The organism is Lachnoanaerobaculum sp. MSX33, from assembly GCF_000512995.1.
Taxonomy (GTDB): domain Bacteria; phylum Bacillota; class Clostridia; order Lachnospirales; family Lachnospiraceae; genus Lachnoanaerobaculum.
In genome coordinates this window covers 199,016-217,032 of sequence record NZ_AZXX01000062.1, presented here as the reverse complement: position 1 = coordinate 217,032, position 18,017 = coordinate 199,016, and the positions used below count along the sequence as shown (strand labels likewise).

The following is an 18,017-nucleotide window of genomic DNA, read 5'->3' as shown; positions in this document are numbered from 1 at the left end:
TATGAAAACTTCAAATACACTAAAAAAACTGTATACTGTTGTATCGATAATTGTACTGATAGCTTTGGCATTTTGCTTTGTTTTTCCACTGTATTGGATAGTTACAGGCGCATTTAAAACACCTGTTTCAATAAATTCACCGGTACCTGATTGGATACCTAAGGAGCTTGTACTTGATAACTTTAAAAAGCTGTTCTCAAGACAGACGGCACCTATATTTGAATTGGGATTCATAAAGGGGCCTATGGCGCCTGCGGCAGTAAGATGGATGATAAATACGGTATTTATGGCGGTTATGGCCATGGTATTTACATGCCTTACAGCATCTATGGCGGGATATGCGCTTGCAAAAAAGAGATTTCACGGAAGAATTATACTTTTTACACTTATAGTATGTGCTATGGCATTGCCTAAGCAGGTTATTCTGATACCTCTTATCAGAGAAATGTCCGCACTTAAGCTTTATAACACTATATGGGCGGTTATACTTCCTACCGTAGGATGGCCTTTCGGTGTATTCCTTATGAAGCAGTTCTCCGAGGGTATACCTACAGAAATGCTTGAAGCTGCAAGAATTGACGGCGCAAGTGAATTTAAAACATTTACCGATATAGTTTTCCAGATGGTAAAGCCGGGAGTAGGTGCTTTGGCAATATTCACATTTATTAACAGCTGGAATGATTATTTCATGCAACTTATTATGCTAAGTTCTACTTCTAATTTGACAATTTCTCTCGGAATTGCTAAACTACAAGCAGAAAACTCGACAGATTTCGGACTTATAATGGCGGGAGCTACACTGGCCGCAGCACCTATACTGATAGTGTTTATTGCACTTCAAAAATACTTTACAAAAGGTATTACTCTGGGTGCTGTAAAGGGTTAGTAAGTAGCGGAAAGAGGGGAAAATGATATACGAAAAATCAGTGATTCCGATAATAGAATCAAAATATACGCTTTTTACAAATACTGAAAAAAAGATAGCGGATTATTTTTTACAATGTGATGCAAATATGGATATAAATATCCAGAATGTGGCTGAACAGCTCTATGTATCACAGGCATCTATTTCAAGATTTGCAAAAAAGTGCGGCTTTGTAGGTTTCAGAGAATTTATATTTGCCTACCTGGACAGTGCAAGAGTGAAAAAGCCGAACGGTAACAGCACTACACAAAATGTATTTAATACATATCAGGATCTTTTGAATAAGGCATATTCACTGCTTGACAACGATCAGGTACAAAGAATAGTGAAGATGCTTGTAAATTCAAAGAAGGTCATAGCTGTAGGTAAGGGAAGTTCAGGATATGCGGCAAGTGAAATGGAGAGCCGTTTTGTGAGAGTGGGACTTGATATAGACTCTCTTACGGATTCAGACAGAATAAGAATGCAGTCGGTATTTTTAAAAGACGGAGATACAGTGGTCGCATTCAGTATAAGCGGTAAGACTGAGGATATTATTTTCCTTTTAAAGCATGCACATGACCGAGGCAAGAAGACCGTATTTTTCACAGCGGCGGACAACCCTCATTTACATGAATTCTGTGATGAGGTTGTATTGGTGGCTTCACTTGAATATCTGGAGAACGGAAATCTTATTTCTCCACAGTTTCCGATGTTACTTGTACTTGACCTTATATACAGTGAGTACATAAATATCGATCCTGTTTTTAAGAGTGCAATCTTGGAGGATACCGTTACTACTTTAAATAAGAAAGAAGATGACAGAAGATTTTATCTGTCAAGACCGACCAGATAATTATTATATGAAAATTCGGTAAAGAGCTTGTATTATACTCGACAAAGTAATTTACAGGCTCTTTTGATATTATTTTCAATTTTACTGTATAAATATCCGCTTGAAAAAATATATTAAAAGCATTATAATGTCAATGCAAATGATAGAAGTAAATACAATGGCTACTTATATTCATTTTAAGAACGTGCATTTATTTCAGATTGTTTGCAGATAAAATAAAAATAGATATGTCAATTATCGGCATCTATTTGTGAAGGGATGATCTTAGTGGCTAAAGAAAACCGAAATACTACAGGAAGTAAGGCATCAAAAGGCAGTGAAAGTGCAAATAAGAAAAAGATGTCACCGCAGGAGTTCTTACAGAAACTGGAGGAACTTGTAAATAAGGGCATGGCTTCTGACATGAAACTTAATATAGGTGAGATAAATGATTTTTTTGCGGGTACGGAGCTGAATGCCGACAGCGTAGAGCAGATTTATTCTTACCTTGAGAACAAGGGTATTGAGATCAATGAAAACATCTCGGATGATATTAATATTGATATTGACAATATTGATAATATAGACAGTATTGTAGATGATGACTCACTACTCTTAGACGATGATGATGAGTTTGACAAGGACTCTGAAGAGGACATAGATCTCAGTGCGATTGACCTGCTTGAAGGTGTAGGTACTGAGGACCCTGTAAGAATGTATCTTAAAGAAATAGGTACTGTACCTCTCTTGACAGCAAATGAAGAGCTTGAATTGGCGAAAAGAAAACAGGATGGCGATGAATACGCAAAGCAGCGTCTTATAGAAGCTAACCTTCGTTTGGTTGTAAGTATTGCAAAGAGATATACAGGAAGAGGAATGAGTTTCCTTGACTTGGTACAGGAGGGTAATTTAGGCCTTATAAAAGGTGTAGAGAAGTTTGACTACACAAAGGGCTTTAAGCTTTCAACATATGCTACATGGTGGATCAGACAGTCTGTAACAAGAGCACTTGCAGATCAGGCAAGAACCATAAGAGTTCCGGTACATATGGTAGAGACCATAAACAAGATGAGCAAAATGCAAAGAAAACTTACTTTGGAACTGGGTTATGAGCCAAGTGTTACAGAACTTGCAAATGCACTTGATATGACTGAAGAAAAGGTCATGGAAATAATGCAGATTGCAAGAGAGCCGGCATCTTTGGAGACTCCTATAGGTGAGGAAGATGATTCAAACCTTGGAGATTTTGTTGCAGATGCAAATGTTTTGACACCTGAGGGAAATGTTGAATCGGTAATGCTCAGAGAGCATATCGATACATTGCTTGGAGACTTGAAAGAAAGAGAAAGACAGGTTATTGTGCTTAGATTCGGTCTTGAGGATGGACATCCGAGAACCTTGGAGGAAGTAGGAAAAGAGTTCAAGGTAACAAGAGAGAGAATAAGACAGATTGAAGCTAAGGCTTTGAGAAAACTCAGAAATCCTGTCAGATCAAAGAGAATCAGGGACTTTTTGGCGTGATGAAGAGAAATTTACAAAAAGAATTGGAAGATATTATAAAGAAAGAGGAAGCTTTGGGCAATCGCCCAAGGCTTCTTCTTCATGCCTGCTGCGGACCGTGTTCATCATATTGTATGGAATATTTGGAAAAACATTTTGATTTGACTGTGTTTTTTTACAATCCGAATATTGATGATACCAAGGAATATAAGCTCAGGGTGGAAGAAGCAAAGAGACTGATAGAAGAGATGGATTTTACTTCAGAGGTAAAATTCATCGAAGGAGATTATGATCCGAGCATTTTTCACAGCGGAATAAAGGGCTATGAAAATGAAAAAGAGGGCGGAAAAAGATGTGATATCTGCTTTGAGCTAAGACTGCATGAGGCTGCAAAAGCGGCATCAGATTACGGTTTTGACTATTTTACAACTTCTCTTACCATTTCACCTATGAAGAATGCCGAAAAACTTTGTGAAATAGGCGAAGAGGTGGCTAAAGAATATAATGTAAAGTATTTGCCGAGCGATTTTAAGAAGAAAAACGGATATAAGAGATCTGTGGATTTGTCTAAGGAACATGAGCTTTACAGGCAGGATTATTGTGGATGCTCATTTTCAAAACGAGAGTCGATTGAAAGAGCCAAGGCAAGAGAGAATATAAAGAGCCAAGGCAAGAGAGAATATCGTTTGACGATTGGTATACTTTGATTTATAATTAATAGGTAATGTTTATATCAATGATCAAAAGATCTTGAAATATGAAAGGAAGATTATTATGTTAAGTAGAAAAATTACTATCAAGAATCCTTCAGGTTTGCACCTACGTCCGGCAGGAGTTCTGTCACAGACAGCAATGAAGTTTAAATCAGATATAATAATTGAGTACGGTGAGAAGAAGATAGTTGCAAAGAGCGTGCTTAATGTTATGGCTGCAGGTATCAAGTCAGGTACAGAGGTAAATCTGATAGTTGAAGGTGATGACGAAGAGGAAGCAATGAAGACTTTGGTAGAGGCTATAGAGTCAGGCCTTGGTGAAAAATAATAAATAATTTTTCTATTTGTAACATATCATACTTGACAAATGCCTATATTTGGTGGTTAAATAATGCAATGTATTTTGTATTGTGCAAAATACGATGTTATAAAATGAGGTATAGATATGAAAGAAAGAAAAATCCGCCTTCTGTCGGTTGAAGACGCTAAGAACTTTGTTAAAGTTGCTACCGAGTGTGATTTTGATGTGGATTTATATGATAACAGTATTATGATTGACGCAAAATCTATTATAGGAGTGCTGAGCATGGATCTTAGACATGTTTTGACAGTCAGATATTCAGGCGAGAACGAAGAATTGGAAGCTTTTTTAGATGAACATATGAAGGGAATCGAAAAAATAGCTTAAGCATATTTATGATATATCATAAATGGTTTAAAATAAGCCGGCTTGACCGGTAGTTGTTTAACATACAGGCAGGTCTTTGACTTGCCTGTTTTTCCATATAGAAGAGACGGAAAGGTAATTATGAGAATAGGACATGGATATGATGTTCACAGACTTGTAGAAGGCAGAAAGCTTATAATAGGAGGAGTGGAGATAGAGCATACTCTGGGACTTCTCGGGCATTCGGATGCGGATGTACTTTTACATGCGATAATGGACTCTTTACTTGGAGCTGCAGGACTTGGAGATATAGGAAAACATTTTCCAGATACAAAAGCGGAATATAAGGATGTAAGCAGTGTTGTGCTTTTGAAAAAAGTTGCTAATATACTTGACGAGAATGCATATATAATAGAAAATATAGATGCGACTGTTATTGCGCAAAAGCCTAAAATTGCTCCTCACATTGATAGGATGAAGGAAGTGATATGTGATACGCTGAGTATATCACCGAGCCAATTGAATATAAAGGCGACCACTGAAGAGGGGCTTGGCTTTACAGGAAATGAAAGCGGTATATCTGCGCACAGTGTCTGTCTGTTGAATTCGGTAAGAGATGCTTTTTATGTATCTACAGATTCAAAGGATTGCACTGCCTGCAACGGATGCCCAAGTAAAGGATAAAAGGAATTTTATGAAGATTTTTAATACACTTTCTAAAAGGAAAGAAGAGTTTGTGCCTATTGAAGAGGGAAAAGTAAGAATGTATGTCTGCGGACCTACGGTCTACAATTTGATACATATCGGAAATGCCAGACCTATGATTTTCTTTGATACGGTAAGAAGATATTTTGAATACAGAGGATATGATGTAAACTATGTTTCAAACTTTACGGATGTTGATGATAAGATAATCAATAAGGCGATAGAAGAGGGTGTTGATGCCTCTGTAATTTCCACAAGATATATAAATGAATGTAAGAAAGATATGGAGGCAATGAATGTGCTTCCCGCAACAAAAAATCCTCTGGCAACAGAAGAGATAGGCGGTATGGAGGAGATGATATCAACTCTTATCGAAAACGGCCATGCATATGTGGCAAAGGACGGTACGGTATATTTCAGAGTAAAAAGCTTTGACGGATATGGTAAGCTGTCACATAAGAATATTGATGAACTTCAGTCCGGATTCAGAGAGATTAAGGTAACGGGTGAGGACGGAAAGGAAGACAGCAATGACTTTGTGCTTTGGAAACCTAAAAAAGACGGAGAGCCTTACTGGGATTCACCATGGTCAAAGGGAAGACCGGGATGGCATATAGAATGTTCCGTAATGAGTAAAAAATATCTTGGCGATCAGATAGATATCCATGGCGGCGGAGAAGACCTTATCTTCCCACATCATGAAAACGAGATAGCTCAGTCGGAGTCGGCAAGCGGAAAGAGCTTTGCAAATTATTGGATGCACAATGCGTTCTTAAATATTGACAATAAGAAGATGAGTAAATCTTTAGGTAATTTCTTTACAGTAAGAGATATCAGTGAGAAGTACGACCTTCAGGTATTAAGATTTTTTATGCTCTCCGCACACTACAGAAGTCCTCTTAATTTCTCGGCGGAGCTTATGGAAGCTTCAAAGAACAGCTTGGAGAGAATTCTTACAGGAGTTGAGAATTTAAAGGATGTTCAAAAGAAGAATAATTCTTCACCGATTACAGATGCCGAGCTCTCAAATCTTGAGATGGCAAAGGTATTAAAGGATAAGTTTGTAGCCGCGATGGACGATGATTTCAATACAGCTGACGCGATAAGTGCTATATTTGAGCTTATAAAGCTTTCAAACACTTCATTAAATGAAAACAGCACAACGGAGTATGCAAACGGACTTTTAAATATAATTGAGCCGCTTTGTGATGTACTTGGAATTATTACAGAAAGAAAGACCGAAATTCTTGACAGTGAAATAGAGGATCTGATAGAGCAGAGAACTCAGGCCAGAAAGAATAAGGATTTTGCACTTGCTGATAAGATCAGAAACGATCTCCTTGAGAGAGGTATTGTACTTGAAGATACAAGAGAGGGAGTTAAATGGAAGAGATCTTAGATTATCTTCTGAAACCTTTTAATATAGAAAAAAGGGATGCAAAAGAGTTTTCTCCATTGGTATTGGCTTATATAGGTGATGCTGTATATGAGCTTATAATAAGAAGTATTCTGGTATCAGGCGGAAACCGCCCGGTAAATAAACTTAATAAGGATGCCACTTCTCTTGTAAAAGCCGGAGCACAGGCACAAATTATAAAACTTATAAAGGATGAGTTAAGTGAGGAAGAGTTCACCATATTTAAAAGGGGCAGGAACTCTTCTCCGCATACCATGGCAAAGAATGCCAGTATGACTGATTATAAATATGCTACCGGATTTGAAAGTCTTATAGGTTTTTTATATCTGGACAATCAGTTTGACAGAGCGCTAGAACTTGTCAAAACCGGTCTTGACAGATTCTTGGAAAATAATGATATTGGAGTAAAGAATATATGAATGAAAATGCCATAGAAGGCAGAAATGTGGTAATAGAGGCTTTCAGAAGCGGTAAAACTGTTGATAAATTATATTTGCAGGACGGTTTGAAGGACTATACAGTTTCTACAATATTAAGAGAAGCCAAAAAGCACGGTACATATGTAAATTTTGTAAGTAAGGACAGACTTGACACAATGAGCGAGACCGGAAAGCATCAGGGAGTTATTGCCATAGTTGCTGCATATGAATATGCAAGCGTTGAGGATATACTGGAAAAGGCAAGACAAAAAAATGAGCCGCCTTTTGTATTTATTTTAGACGGCATAGAGGATCCTCATAATCTCGGTGCAATTATAAGAACAGCCAATCTCAGCGGTGCTCATGGAGTGATTATACCTAAACACAGAGCTGTAGGTCTTACTGCCGTAGTGGCAAGAGCTTCAGCAGGAGCTATAAATTATACACCTGTTGCCAAAGTCACCAATATAAATAAAACAATGCAGGAACTGAAAGATGCAGGAATGTGGTTTGTTTGTGCAGACATGGGCGGAGAAAGGATGTATAATATTGATTTGACAGGAAGTATCGGACTTGTAATAGGTAATGAGGGAGACGGAGTAAGTGAAAGCGTCAAGAAAAATTGCGATTTCATAGCTTCTATACCTATGAACGGTGATATTGATTCACTCAATGCATCCGTTGCCTGTGGTGTATTGGCTTATGAGATAGTCAGACAGAGGATTGCGAAAGGAGCAATATATGAAAAGTGATAAGAGAAAAGTTGTTCTTGTAGGATGCGGTATGGTCGGCATGAGCTACGCATATGCTATGTTAAATCAAAATGTTGTGGACGAGCTGGTTCTTATAGATGTAAATAAATTAAGAGCCGAGGGTGAAGCTATGGATTTAAACCATGGTCTGGCTTTTTCAGGTTCACATATGAGGATCTGGGCAGGAGATTACAGTGACTGCACAAGTGCGGACATTGTCGTAATATGTGCAGGTGTGGCTCAGGCACCGGGAGAGAGCAGAAGAGATCTCTTAAAGAGAAATATGGAAGTGTTTAAATCCATTATAGATCCTATTACAGAGAGCGGATTTAACGGAATCTTTCTTGTAGCAACAAACCCTGTGGATATAATGACAGAGATTACATATAAGCTTTCAGGATTTAATCCGAGAAGAGTAATAGGTTCGGGAACCGCACTTGATTCTGCAAGACTGAGATATCTGCTTGGATCTTATATACAGGCAGATCCCAGAAGCGTGCATGCCTATGTTATAGGTGAACATGGCGATTCCGAGTTTGTTCCATGGTCAAATGCAATGCTTTCTACAAAGCCTATAACAGATCTTATAGTTGAATCAAAGGGCAAACTGAATATAGAAGAGCTTGACCGCATTGAAGAAGATGTAAGAACAGCTGCATATAAGATAATAGAAGCTAAGAGAGCTACTTATTACGGTATAGGAATGAGCCTTACAAGAATTACAAAGGCTATACTGGGTGATGAGAACTCGGTTCTTACAGTATCTGCAAATCTTCGTGGTGAATACGGACAAAACGATGTATTTGTTGGAGTTCCATGTGTAATAAACAGTGCAGGAATCCAAAGAATACTTGAATTCTCTCTTACAGATGAGGAAAAAGCAAAGTTTGCAAAATCCTGTGAGGAGCTTAGAGCTACATATAAAGAGCTGGAAGAGAAATAAAATAGAGACATCTTTGTTTCATTTTGGAGGGTAGACTTGAAAGACAAATATTATTCTATTGGGAGAGTATCGGAAATATGTAATATTCCTATAAAGACTTTAAGATATTACGATAAAATAAATGTAATGGTTCCAAGTATCAGACAGGAAAACAATAATTACAGATATTACAGTCATGACCAGATGGTACGGCTTTTTATAATAAAGAGACTCAGATATTTGGGATTTTCTCTGGAAGAAGTTAGGAATATATTAAAAGAAGATGATATTCAAAAGATAGAACTTATAGTGACAAAAAAACAAAACTCCATAAAAGATGAAATTATTGAGCTGAATAAAAAGTATGAAGAAGCCGCTACACTAAAGAATAAACTTCAATCTGCGCAAAGAATACTTGAAAACAGTAATAACTACAATGTAGAAAGTTCATTTAAGCTTGAAAAGCAAAGAGAAGTATATGTATTTGGCAAAACTACCATGATGCAGTCGTATAAGAATGAAAAAGTCAGTTTAGAAAAGTGGATAGATATTATAGAGTCTGCCAAAGAAAGAAATCTGAATATTCAAGGCGATATACTTGTGTCTTATCATACTGAAATGTTTGGGCAATTTATTCACAGAGACTGTGAAGTAGAGTTTTCTATTGTAGTGGAAAACGATACAAAGGATGCTGAAGTAAAGAAATTCGGAAATTTTCTTGCCGCAAATGCAATTCATGTAGGCGATTATAGCGATATAGTGCATACATATATTTCTTTGAAAAGATGGATTGAAGAAAATGAGCTGATGGTGGATGGACCTGTAACGGAAAGATTTATGCTTTCACCTGTAGATCTGCCAAATACTGAGCAACATATAGTAAAAATAATAGTTCCGGTAAAACCGAGAAATTAAATTATATAAAATATAATGGTAGTGTTATTAAAAGTCTCCACCTGGTGGAGACTTTTTTGTTATGTAAAAATCCGTTGAGAAAAACTTGTGATAGGCATAACTAACAAAAATATAAATTCGATATTGTGTAAGATTACTTTCAAAAAATAGCAATATGCATAAAAGAAGACTTATAGTAGCTTTTTGTTGAATTAATTATATGTAAATTTATGCTTTGAGTAATAAATTTATAGGAGACAAAAATGAAATACAGATAAAATATATATTAAATTCAGAAAAATTTAACTTGAATATACAATAGCTGTATATTCTAAGATAATAATTAAATAAAATAAGTTCTTAAACAAGTGATAGTTAATTATTTAACATTTTAAAATAAAATATGTAGGAAAGGAGGACAGTATGGCGGGATTTATTATATCAAATACCATATCAAACATAATTGTATGTGGTCTATGGACATATATATCAGCTATGTTTGCAGGTCCGCTGATAGCAACTTGGGTAGGCTTTGCAGGATGTACATCTTATTATGCAGCCGGTTGTGGTAAAAACGGTTTTATCAGATCTTTATGCAGTAATATGGCGGGAATCTTTATAGGATGTACCATAATTTGGCTATGTGTAAATGTAAATGGAAGTCTATGGTTTAACGGATTGATAACAGGAATTTTCAGTGGAGTTATCATTTATATCACTCATTGTGATTTGACCAGATTTGCAACTTGCACATTTATGGGCGGCTTCAGTGCATTTGCATCAGGTGGTAATTGGAAGATGCTTATTATTTGCTTTATCCTGGGAAATATCGTTGGGCTCGCATCAGATTATCTGGGAAGATTTATTTTAGCAAAGTTTTTCAAGAAGACCGATAAAAAAGACTGGGTCATAGCTAAATTTTTAGAGGATTAAGAATCAAAAAGTAAGGGGTTTTAATATGAGCAAAATTTTAAAATTGGCATATGGCATGGAGAAGTCGGAAGGCTTTAATTACAGACTTGCCATGGAGGAAGCATCCAGGTGTCTTCTATGTGAAGATGCACCTTGTTCTAAGGGATGTCCTGCAGGGACAGATCCGGCTAAGTTCATTCGCTCACTGAGATTTAAGAACATAAAAGGTGCTGCGGAAACAATAAGAGAAAATAATCCGTTAGGTGGTTCATGTGCTTGGGTATGTCCTTATGACAGAATGTGTGAAGAAGAGTGTAGCAGATGTGGAATAGATAAGCCGATTCAGATTGGTAAAATACAAAGATATCTGGTTGAAGAAGAGCAGGCTATGTCGGCAAAATTTGTCAGTGCGGGAAATAAAATCGGAAAAAAAGTTGTATTGATAGGTGCCGGACCTGCATCACTTGCTTGCGCAAGAGAGCTTGCACTTGCAGGAGTGGATACAACTGTTTTTGAAAAGCAGGCTAAGGCCGGTGGAGTTTTGAGATATGGTATTACACCTACAAGACTTCCCGACAGAGTTGTGGATTTTGATATAGAACTTATAAAAGAGCTGGGAGTAAAGTTTGAATTTAATAAGGAAATAAAATTTGAAGATATTCCTAAGCTAAAGAGTGAGTATGACGCCGTATTTGTCGGAGTCGGACTTTGGGATTCAAAGAAGGTTGCAGTAGAAGGAAGCGAGCTTAAGGGCGTTGAATCGGCTATTGATTTCTTGTTTAAAGCAAGAACCGGTGAGACAAAAGAGCTTCCGGAGAGAGTAATTGTAATCGGTGGTGGTGATGTAGCGATGGATTGTGCTACAACCGCAAGACAATTGGGTGCTGAGAAAACATGTATCTGCTATAGAAGAACTATAGAAGAAGCACCTGCAAATATTGAAGAGATTTCTTTTGTAAGAGAGATGGGAATTCCTATTTATACAGGATTTGCGCCTGAAAAGATCTGTGGGGAAAACGGTCATGTAACGGCTCTTGTTGCAAAGGGAATGAAGGACGATAATGAGATGACACTTAAGGCAGATATGGTTATCTTTGCTATAGGTCAGGACCAGGTAGAGGATTATAAAGGACTTATGGCAGGTGATGGAGTATTCACCGGCGGTGACGCATTACATGGTGTCGGTATAACAGTGGTAGAGTCTGTTCATGAAGGAAAAGAAGCGGCTTACCAGATATTAGATTATATAAGGTGAGGAGATTAATATGGCTTTGAAAAAAGATTTATCAATAAATTTTTTAGGTGTTGATTGTGAGAATCCTTTTTTTCTATCTTCTTCACCTGTAGGCAGTAATTATGAAATGTGTGCTAAGGCACTGAGAGCCGGTTGGGGTGGTATTTTTTATAAAACAATAAGTGTTTTTATACCAAATGAATGTTCCCCAAGATTTGATATAGCCTCAAAAGAGGGAACACCTTGGACCGGATTTAAGAATATGGAGATGACTTCAGATAAGCCGAATGAAGTAAACTTTGAGTTTATTAGGCAATTAAAGAAGGACTTTCCGAATAAAGTGATAGTTTCAAGTATAATGGGCGCAAGTGATGATGAGTGGGAAATACTTGCAAAAGAGTCTGAAAAGGCCGGAGCGGATATGATTGAGTGTAATTTCTCATGTCCACAGATGACATCATCCACTATGGGTTCTGATGTAGGACAAAATCCTGATTTGGTAAAACATTATTGTGAAGTGGCTTCTTCAAGTACTAAATTGCCGATAATAGCAAAGATGACACCAAATCTTGGAAATATGGAGATTCCTGCAAGAGCTGCTATAGAAGGCGGTGCAAAAGGAATAGCTGCAATCAATACAGTAAAATCTATTACAAATCTTGATATAAACTTAAGAACAGGAATGCCAGTTGTCAACGGAAAATCTGCAATATCAGGGTATTCCGGAGCGGCGGTAAAACCTATTGCACTCAGATTTATATCAGACTTAATGCATGATCCTATTGTAAGTAAAGTTCCGATAACCGGAATGGGTGGTATAGAAACCTGGAGAGACTGCTTGGAATTTTTGATGCTGGGTGCATCAAATCTTCAAGTAACAACTGCAGTAATGCAATATGGATATAGAATTGTTGAAGATATGATAAGCGGTATATCACATTATATGAATGATTACGGAATCAATAAACTTCAGGATATAGTGGGCACTGCTGTAGGAAATATTGTAGGAGCTGATGATTTGGACAGATCATATAAGATTCTGGTTCAGATTGATAAAGAAAAATGTGTCGGATGTGGAAGATGCTATGTATCATGCTTTGATGCGGCACATCAGGCTATTGAATATGACTATGCAACCAGAGTACCTACAATAGATGAAGATAAATGTGTAGGATGTCATCTTTGCTTAAATGTTTGTCCGGTAATGCATTGTATACAACCCGGAAAACTTGTTTATAAGGATAAGAATGATAATCATACAATTAATTTAAAGGAAACTAATAGTTATCTATAATATATCAGGGGGGTTGATCTATGTTAGATTTAATTATTAAGGGTGGAACTGTAGTTACGGCAACGGATATGTTCCCGTGTGATGTTGGTGTAAAAGACGGTAAGATTGTTGAGATGGGAATGAATCTTGACATGGATGCAAAGGAAGTAGTGGATGCTACAGGAAAGCTTGTGCTTCCGGGAGCATTGGATGTACATACTCATCTGGCTATGCCTTTCGGAGGAACAATATCTGCAGACAGTTACCTTTCAGGTACCAGAGCTGCAGCCTGTGGAGGTGTTACTACAATATTTGATTATCCGGTTCAGAGAAAAGGTGGCACCATTATGGATTTGGTAAATTCCAAAAAAGCCATTCTTGAAAAAGAAGCCTGTGTAGACTGGGCATCTCATTGTATAATTACAGACTTTAATGACGGTCAGATACTTGAAGAGATGGAAGAAGCCGTTAAAGAAGGTATTACTTCTTACAAATGCTTCATGGTATACAAAAAAGCCGGAATGATGGTAGATGACGGAATGTTTGCGACTTTGCTTCTCAGAGCAAAGGAACTTGGAGCATTGGTAAATGTTCATGCAGAGAATTCCGATATGATAGATTATTTTGAAGCTAAGTTTAAAAAAGAAGGAAACTTAAGTCCTTGGTATCACTATCTGGCACGTCAAGAGTTTGTTGAGGCTGAAGCCGACAGAAGAGCTCTACATTGGTGTAAGCATTTGGATGCACCGCTCTACATTGTTCATATGGCTGACAAGGAAGGTCTTGAAGCATGTATAGAAGGTAAGAAAGAGGGCGTACCTATTTATGTGGAGACCTGCCCTCAGTATCTTGAGTTTACATGTGAGGTATATAAGAGAGAGGACGGAAGAAACTTTGTATGTTCACCTCCTATAAAGGGAGAGGAAAGCAGACAGGCTCTTTGGGAAGCTATAAAGAAAAATCAGGTTGATGTTGTTGCAACAGATCACTGTCCGTTCCAAAGTTATGAAAAGGATTGGGGAATTGACGACTTTACAAAGATTCCAAACGGATGTGCAGGTGTAGAAAATATGTATCCATATATGCTTGATGCAGCTAATTCAGGAAAAATCACTTTCTCACAGGCAGTAGCTCTTTGCTCAACAAATCCGGCAAGAATATTCGGATGTGATAAGAAGGGAGGAGTCAGAGTAGGGAATGATGCGGATATAGTTATTTATGACAGGGATAAGGATTTTACAATAAGTGTAAATAATATGCATTCCGACTATGACCATACCATATGGGAAGGAAAGAAGCTTCATGGATATCCTGTAAAGACATTCCTTAGAGGACAGCTTGTCTATGATAACGGAGATTTTGTAGGAAAACCGGGAATGGGTAGATTCGTAAAGAGAGTACCTAGAAGTTAAAGTATTAATGATTGTATTTTACTGTCACTGCTTTATATATAGGTAGTGGCAGTACGATTTTAAATAATATGTTTTTTAATAGGGGGTAATATGTATAAGTGTAGCGAAGATAGAATGGCAGATAAAATCAAGACTATGAGTCAGTTTGGTGATGCAGGACATGGCGGTATCACAAGATATTCTCTTTCAAAAGAAAATCTTATGGCAAGAGCTGAATTCAAAAGAAGAATGGAAGCTATCGGTGCAAAAATCAAAACCGATGATATGGCAAATATGTATGCAACATTAGAGGGCAGCGATCCTACATTACCTGCAATTGTTATGGCTTCACATTCAGATTCGGTTAGAAACGGTGGAAACTATGACGGTATTTTGGGTGTAATGGGAGCTATGGAGGTCTTGGAGACTGTTGCAGAACAGAAGATACCACATAAACACAATCTTGTAGCAATGATTTGGACCAATGAGGAAGGTTCATTATATCCACCGGCTATGATGTCATCAGGTGTTATCTGTAATGATTATTTGCCTGAAGAGATTGGAAAGAAGTTTAAGCATGAGGACATGCTGGCATCAACCTCGGTTCTTGATAAGAATAAGACATTTAAAGAGGCTCTTGAAGCAAGCGGCTATAAGGGGGATGTGGCAAACAGATTAAATCCTAAGGATTATAAGGCTATGTTTGAGCTTCATATTGAGCAGGGACCTATCCTTGAGGCTGCAAAGAATGATATCGGTATCGTTACCTGTGTACTTGGAATGATAAATTACAGAATTAAGACCTTCGGTCAGTCGGATCATGCAGGAACAACACCTATGCCGTATAGAAAAGATGCATTATATGCAGCTGCCAAGCTTTTACAGTATTTGCATGATGAACTGGATAAGCTTGATAAGGCATTAGTATATACTACAGGTGAGATAGTATGTCATCCTAATGTACATACAGTTATTCCTGATTTTGTAGAGTTCTCAATTGATGCAAGACATGAGGATCCGAAGGTTATAGAACAGGTAGTTGAAGTAATAAAGAATATGCCGAAAGAAATAGTGGGTTGTACTACAGGTTATGAGAGAGCATGGTCAAGAGATACGGTTTATTATGATGAAAAGCTTGTAGGTTATGTAACAGAGGCTGTAAATGAGCTTGGATACTCAAATCAGAGAATTAACTCAGGTGCAGGACATGATGCACAGTTTGTAAGCTATATGATGCCTACTACAATGATATTTGTGCCTTCAAAAGACGGACATTCACATTGTGAAGAGGAGTTTACACCGGTTGAACAGTGTACAAAGGGTGCCAGTGTACTTTTGAATGCAGTATTGAAGTGTGATGCTCAATAATATGATGTAAGTGTTGGGGTCAAATGTTTTTGGCCCCAATATTATAGTAGAACAGAGGTGTGAAATGAGTGTAAGAAAAGTAGCGGAATTAAATTATAATATGACAACTGCCGATGCAAATAATGTTGAAGGAAAAATACCGTTCGGACGACAGTTTGATTTTATCGGTGATGTTGAAACCGAGCTGATGATATTAAATGACGGTGATGAATCATTGTGTCTCGGATATACTGATGTTGAATTGTATGAAGATGCATATGTGGGTGATCAGCTTAATTTCAGAGCAGAGATGTTAAAGGTGGGAAATACATCAAGAACCTGTAGAATAAGTACATATAAGGTTGCAACACCTGCTTACAGAATGGGTATCAAAGATGCAAATCCGGGAGATATGTATTATTTTGATCCTCCAAAATTGATTACTGAAGGTACTGTAGTACTTGTAGTAAAGAAAGAATTACAACGTGGAAATCAGCCAAGTGGTGAAGTTATTGACCCTTGGAGAGAACTTGAGCTTTAATAGGGGGGTATTATGAGTACTGAAGTTACATTAAGATATAGAATGTCCGATAGAGATGTTTTCTACGGTGGAGGAGTTGTAAACGGTGCCAGGTCTATTACTTTGATGGAAGATACCGCAAACAGATTGATGACTAAGGTTTATGGAAATCAAAGCAGATGTGCAAAGGTAAGAAAAGTAAGATTGTTTGTGCCATGTTTTGCCGGAGATTATATGGAGTATAAGGCGAGACTTTTGGGTGAAGAAAACGGAAGAGCAATTATCGAAGTGCGTTCATTTAAGGTTGCGGTTATCCCTGAGGAGCCTGAGTTTGAAAGCTCTATAGATGTTTTGGAGGATCCTCCTCTTTCAACTGTATGTATTTTTGAATATGTTATTCCTGCAAAGAAGGAGAAAAAGAAAGCAAAAGCCCTTGAGGGGCTGAAAGTTCTTGACCTTACACATGCATATAACGGTCCTTTCTGTACCGCACTTTTAGCAGACAACGGTGCCGAGGTTATAAAGATAGAGCCTCTTACAGGTGATCAGTCAAGATATTGGCCTCCAATGGATGACAATAGCGGTGAGAGCGGATTTTATGCATTTATAAACAGAAATAAAAAAGGAGTTACTCTTAACTTAAAGACTGAAAAAGGAAGAGAGATTTTCTATGACCTTGTCAGAGAGGCTGATGTGGTGGTAGAAAACTTCAGAGTCGGAGTAACAAAGAAATTACAGGTTGACTATGAGACATTAAAGAAGATAAATCCAAGAATAATTTATGCTTCAGGTAGCGGTTTCGGACAGTATGGACCTTTCTCAAACAGACCGTGCTATGATATCGTTGCACAGGCTCTGGGCGGTATGATAAATCTTACAGGTTATACAGATGCCCCTCCTGTAAAATGCGGTGTATCGGTAGCCGACAATGTTACCGGAATTTATCTTTGCGTCGGTGTACTTATGGCTCTTTACAGAAGAAATGTAACCGGTGAAGGTCAGCAGGTAGATGTGGCTATGGCAGATACTATATTCACATTGCTTGAAAATGCAATAATCTATACAACCCTTAAGGGAATTATACCTCAGAGACAGGGAAATATTGATGCTACAGTTTCACCATTCAATGTATATGAGGCAAAGGACGGATATATAGCGCTTGGAGTAGGTACAGATAAGCTGTTTAAGGTATTCTGTGATGTAATAGGCAGACCGGACCTTGTTACAAATGAAAAATTTGCAACCAATGATCTCAGAATTAAAAATTACAATGACGGTTTACATGAGATAATTGTGGATTGGGTAAAGCAAAGAGGTAAGGCGGAAGTAGAGAGTATGTTTGAAGAGGTGGGAATACCTTGCGGACAGATACTTGATATGAAGGAAGCGATAGAACATCCACATTTCCAGGCAAGAGAGATGATGGTACATGTTGAGCATCCTACTATCGGTGATATGTATATACAGGGTTGTCCTATAAAGCTTAGCGAAACACCGGGAAGCGTAGATGCTCCGGCACCGCTACTTGGACAACATAATAAAGAGGTTTACGGCTTTGATGATGAAACATTGAAACAATTAAAAGAAGAAGGCGTAATCTAGTGGAGGAAAA

The 18,017-nt window shown here is 37.7% G+C and carries 19 protein-coding genes; all 19 read left to right on the top strand.

What is annotated here, in order from left to right:
* The first annotated feature begins 1 nt into the window (after position 1).
* The 19 genes from HMPREF1495_RS07015 (at position 2) to HMPREF1495_RS06925 (ending at position 18,007) form a co-directional block, all read left to right on the top strand.
* Positions 2–886, top strand: a complete 885-nt coding sequence (locus HMPREF1495_RS07015) for a carbohydrate ABC transporter permease (protein WP_034213168.1) — start codon at positions 2–4, stop codon at positions 884–886.
* Between the two features lie 22 nt (positions 887–908).
* A complete protein-coding gene (locus HMPREF1495_RS07010; protein ID WP_007593408.1) occupies positions 909–1,760 on the top strand; it encodes a MurR/RpiR family transcriptional regulator in 852 nt (283 codons plus the stop codon).
* 258 nt (positions 1,761–2,018) lie between these two features.
* On the top strand, positions 2,019–3,260 hold the full coding sequence (gene rpoD / locus HMPREF1495_RS07005) for an RNA polymerase sigma factor RpoD (RefSeq protein ID WP_084544505.1): 1,242 nt from the start codon (positions 2,019–2,021) through the stop codon (positions 3,258–3,260).
* Entirely contained in the window at positions 3,260–3,946 is a 687-nt protein-coding gene (locus HMPREF1495_RS07000; protein WP_051402814.1) for an epoxyqueuosine reductase QueH, read from the top strand. Before rpoD ends, HMPREF1495_RS07000 begins: the two co-directional genes overlap by 1 nt.
* Positions 3,947–4,013: 67 nt before the next feature.
* Complete coding sequence (locus HMPREF1495_RS06995) at positions 4,014–4,280, top strand: HPr family phosphocarrier protein (RefSeq protein ID WP_007593403.1); 267 nt, start codon at positions 4,014–4,016, stop codon at positions 4,278–4,280.
* Positions 4,281–4,397: 117 nt separating this feature from the next.
* On the top strand, positions 4,398–4,640 hold the full coding sequence (locus HMPREF1495_RS06990; RefSeq protein ID WP_007593401.1) for an HPr family phosphocarrier protein: 243 nt from the start codon (positions 4,398–4,400) through the stop codon (positions 4,638–4,640).
* Positions 4,641–4,760: 120 nt separating this feature from the next.
* The gene (ispF, locus tag HMPREF1495_RS06985; protein WP_007593399.1) at positions 4,761–5,303 is read left to right on the top strand and encodes a 2-C-methyl-D-erythritol 2,4-cyclodiphosphate synthase; all 543 of its coding nucleotides are present in this window, start codon (positions 4,761–4,763) and stop codon (positions 5,301–5,303) included.
* A 10-nt stretch (positions 5,304–5,313) separates the two neighbouring features.
* Positions 5,314–6,723 carry a cysteine--tRNA ligase gene (gene cysS, locus HMPREF1495_RS06980; RefSeq protein ID WP_034213166.1) on the top strand — a complete coding sequence of 470 codons (1,410 nt, stop codon included), beginning with the start codon at positions 5,314–5,316 and terminating at the stop codon, positions 6,721–6,723.
* Positions 6,708–7,160: a Mini-ribonuclease 3 gene (locus tag HMPREF1495_RS06975; protein ID WP_034213163.1), complete on the top strand. Its 453-nt coding sequence runs from the start codon at positions 6,708–6,710 to the stop codon at positions 7,158–7,160. The genes cysS and HMPREF1495_RS06975 overlap by 16 nt, the downstream gene beginning before the upstream one ends.
* On the top strand, positions 7,157–7,912 hold the full coding sequence (rlmB, locus tag HMPREF1495_RS06970; RefSeq protein WP_034213161.1) for a 23S rRNA (guanosine(2251)-2'-O)-methyltransferase RlmB: 756 nt from the start codon (positions 7,157–7,159) through the stop codon (positions 7,910–7,912). Before HMPREF1495_RS06975 ends, rlmB begins: the two co-directional genes overlap by 4 nt.
* A complete protein-coding gene (locus HMPREF1495_RS06965; RefSeq protein WP_034213159.1) occupies positions 7,902–8,855 on the top strand; it encodes an L-lactate dehydrogenase in 954 nt (317 codons plus the stop codon). Before rlmB ends, HMPREF1495_RS06965 begins: the two co-directional genes overlap by 11 nt.
* A 36-nt stretch (positions 8,856–8,891) precedes the next feature.
* A complete protein-coding gene (locus HMPREF1495_RS06960) occupies positions 8,892–9,749 on the top strand; it encodes a MerR family transcriptional regulator (RefSeq protein ID WP_034213156.1) in 858 nt (285 codons plus the stop codon).
* 402 nt (positions 9,750–10,151) lie between these two features.
* Positions 10,152–10,661 carry a DUF1097 domain-containing protein gene (locus HMPREF1495_RS06955; protein ID WP_007593390.1) on the top strand — a complete coding sequence of 170 codons (510 nt, stop codon included), beginning with the start codon at positions 10,152–10,154 and terminating at the stop codon, positions 10,659–10,661.
* A 25-nt stretch (positions 10,662–10,686) separates the two neighbouring features.
* The gene (locus tag HMPREF1495_RS06950; RefSeq protein WP_034213154.1) at positions 10,687–11,895 is read left to right on the top strand and encodes an FAD-dependent oxidoreductase; all 1,209 of its coding nucleotides are present in this window, start codon (positions 10,687–10,689) and stop codon (positions 11,893–11,895) included.
* 10 nt (positions 11,896–11,905) lie between these two features.
* Complete coding sequence (preA, locus tag HMPREF1495_RS06945) at positions 11,906–13,168, top strand: NAD-dependent dihydropyrimidine dehydrogenase subunit PreA (protein ID WP_034213151.1); 1,263 nt, start codon at positions 11,906–11,908, stop codon at positions 13,166–13,168.
* Positions 13,169–13,188: 20 nt separating this feature from the next.
* Positions 13,189–14,559, top strand: coding sequence for a dihydropyrimidinase (hydA, locus tag HMPREF1495_RS06940; protein ID WP_034213149.1), 1,371 nt, complete (start codon positions 13,189–13,191; stop codon positions 14,557–14,559).
* 90 nt (positions 14,560–14,649) lie between these two features.
* Positions 14,650–15,906, top strand: coding sequence for a Zn-dependent hydrolase (locus HMPREF1495_RS06935; protein ID WP_034213145.1), 1,257 nt, complete (start codon positions 14,650–14,652; stop codon positions 15,904–15,906).
* Positions 15,907–15,970: 64 nt separating this feature from the next.
* Positions 15,971–16,426 carry a beta-alanyl-CoA:ammonia lyase gene (locus tag HMPREF1495_RS06930; protein WP_084544504.1) on the top strand — a complete coding sequence of 152 codons (456 nt, stop codon included), beginning with the start codon at positions 15,971–15,973 and terminating at the stop codon, positions 16,424–16,426.
* A 12-nt stretch (positions 16,427–16,438) separates the two neighbouring features.
* Positions 16,439–18,007 carry a CoA transferase gene (locus tag HMPREF1495_RS06925; protein ID WP_084544503.1) on the top strand — a complete coding sequence of 523 codons (1,569 nt, stop codon included), beginning with the start codon at positions 16,439–16,441 and terminating at the stop codon, positions 18,005–18,007.
* Positions 18,008–18,017: the final 10 nt, after the last annotated feature.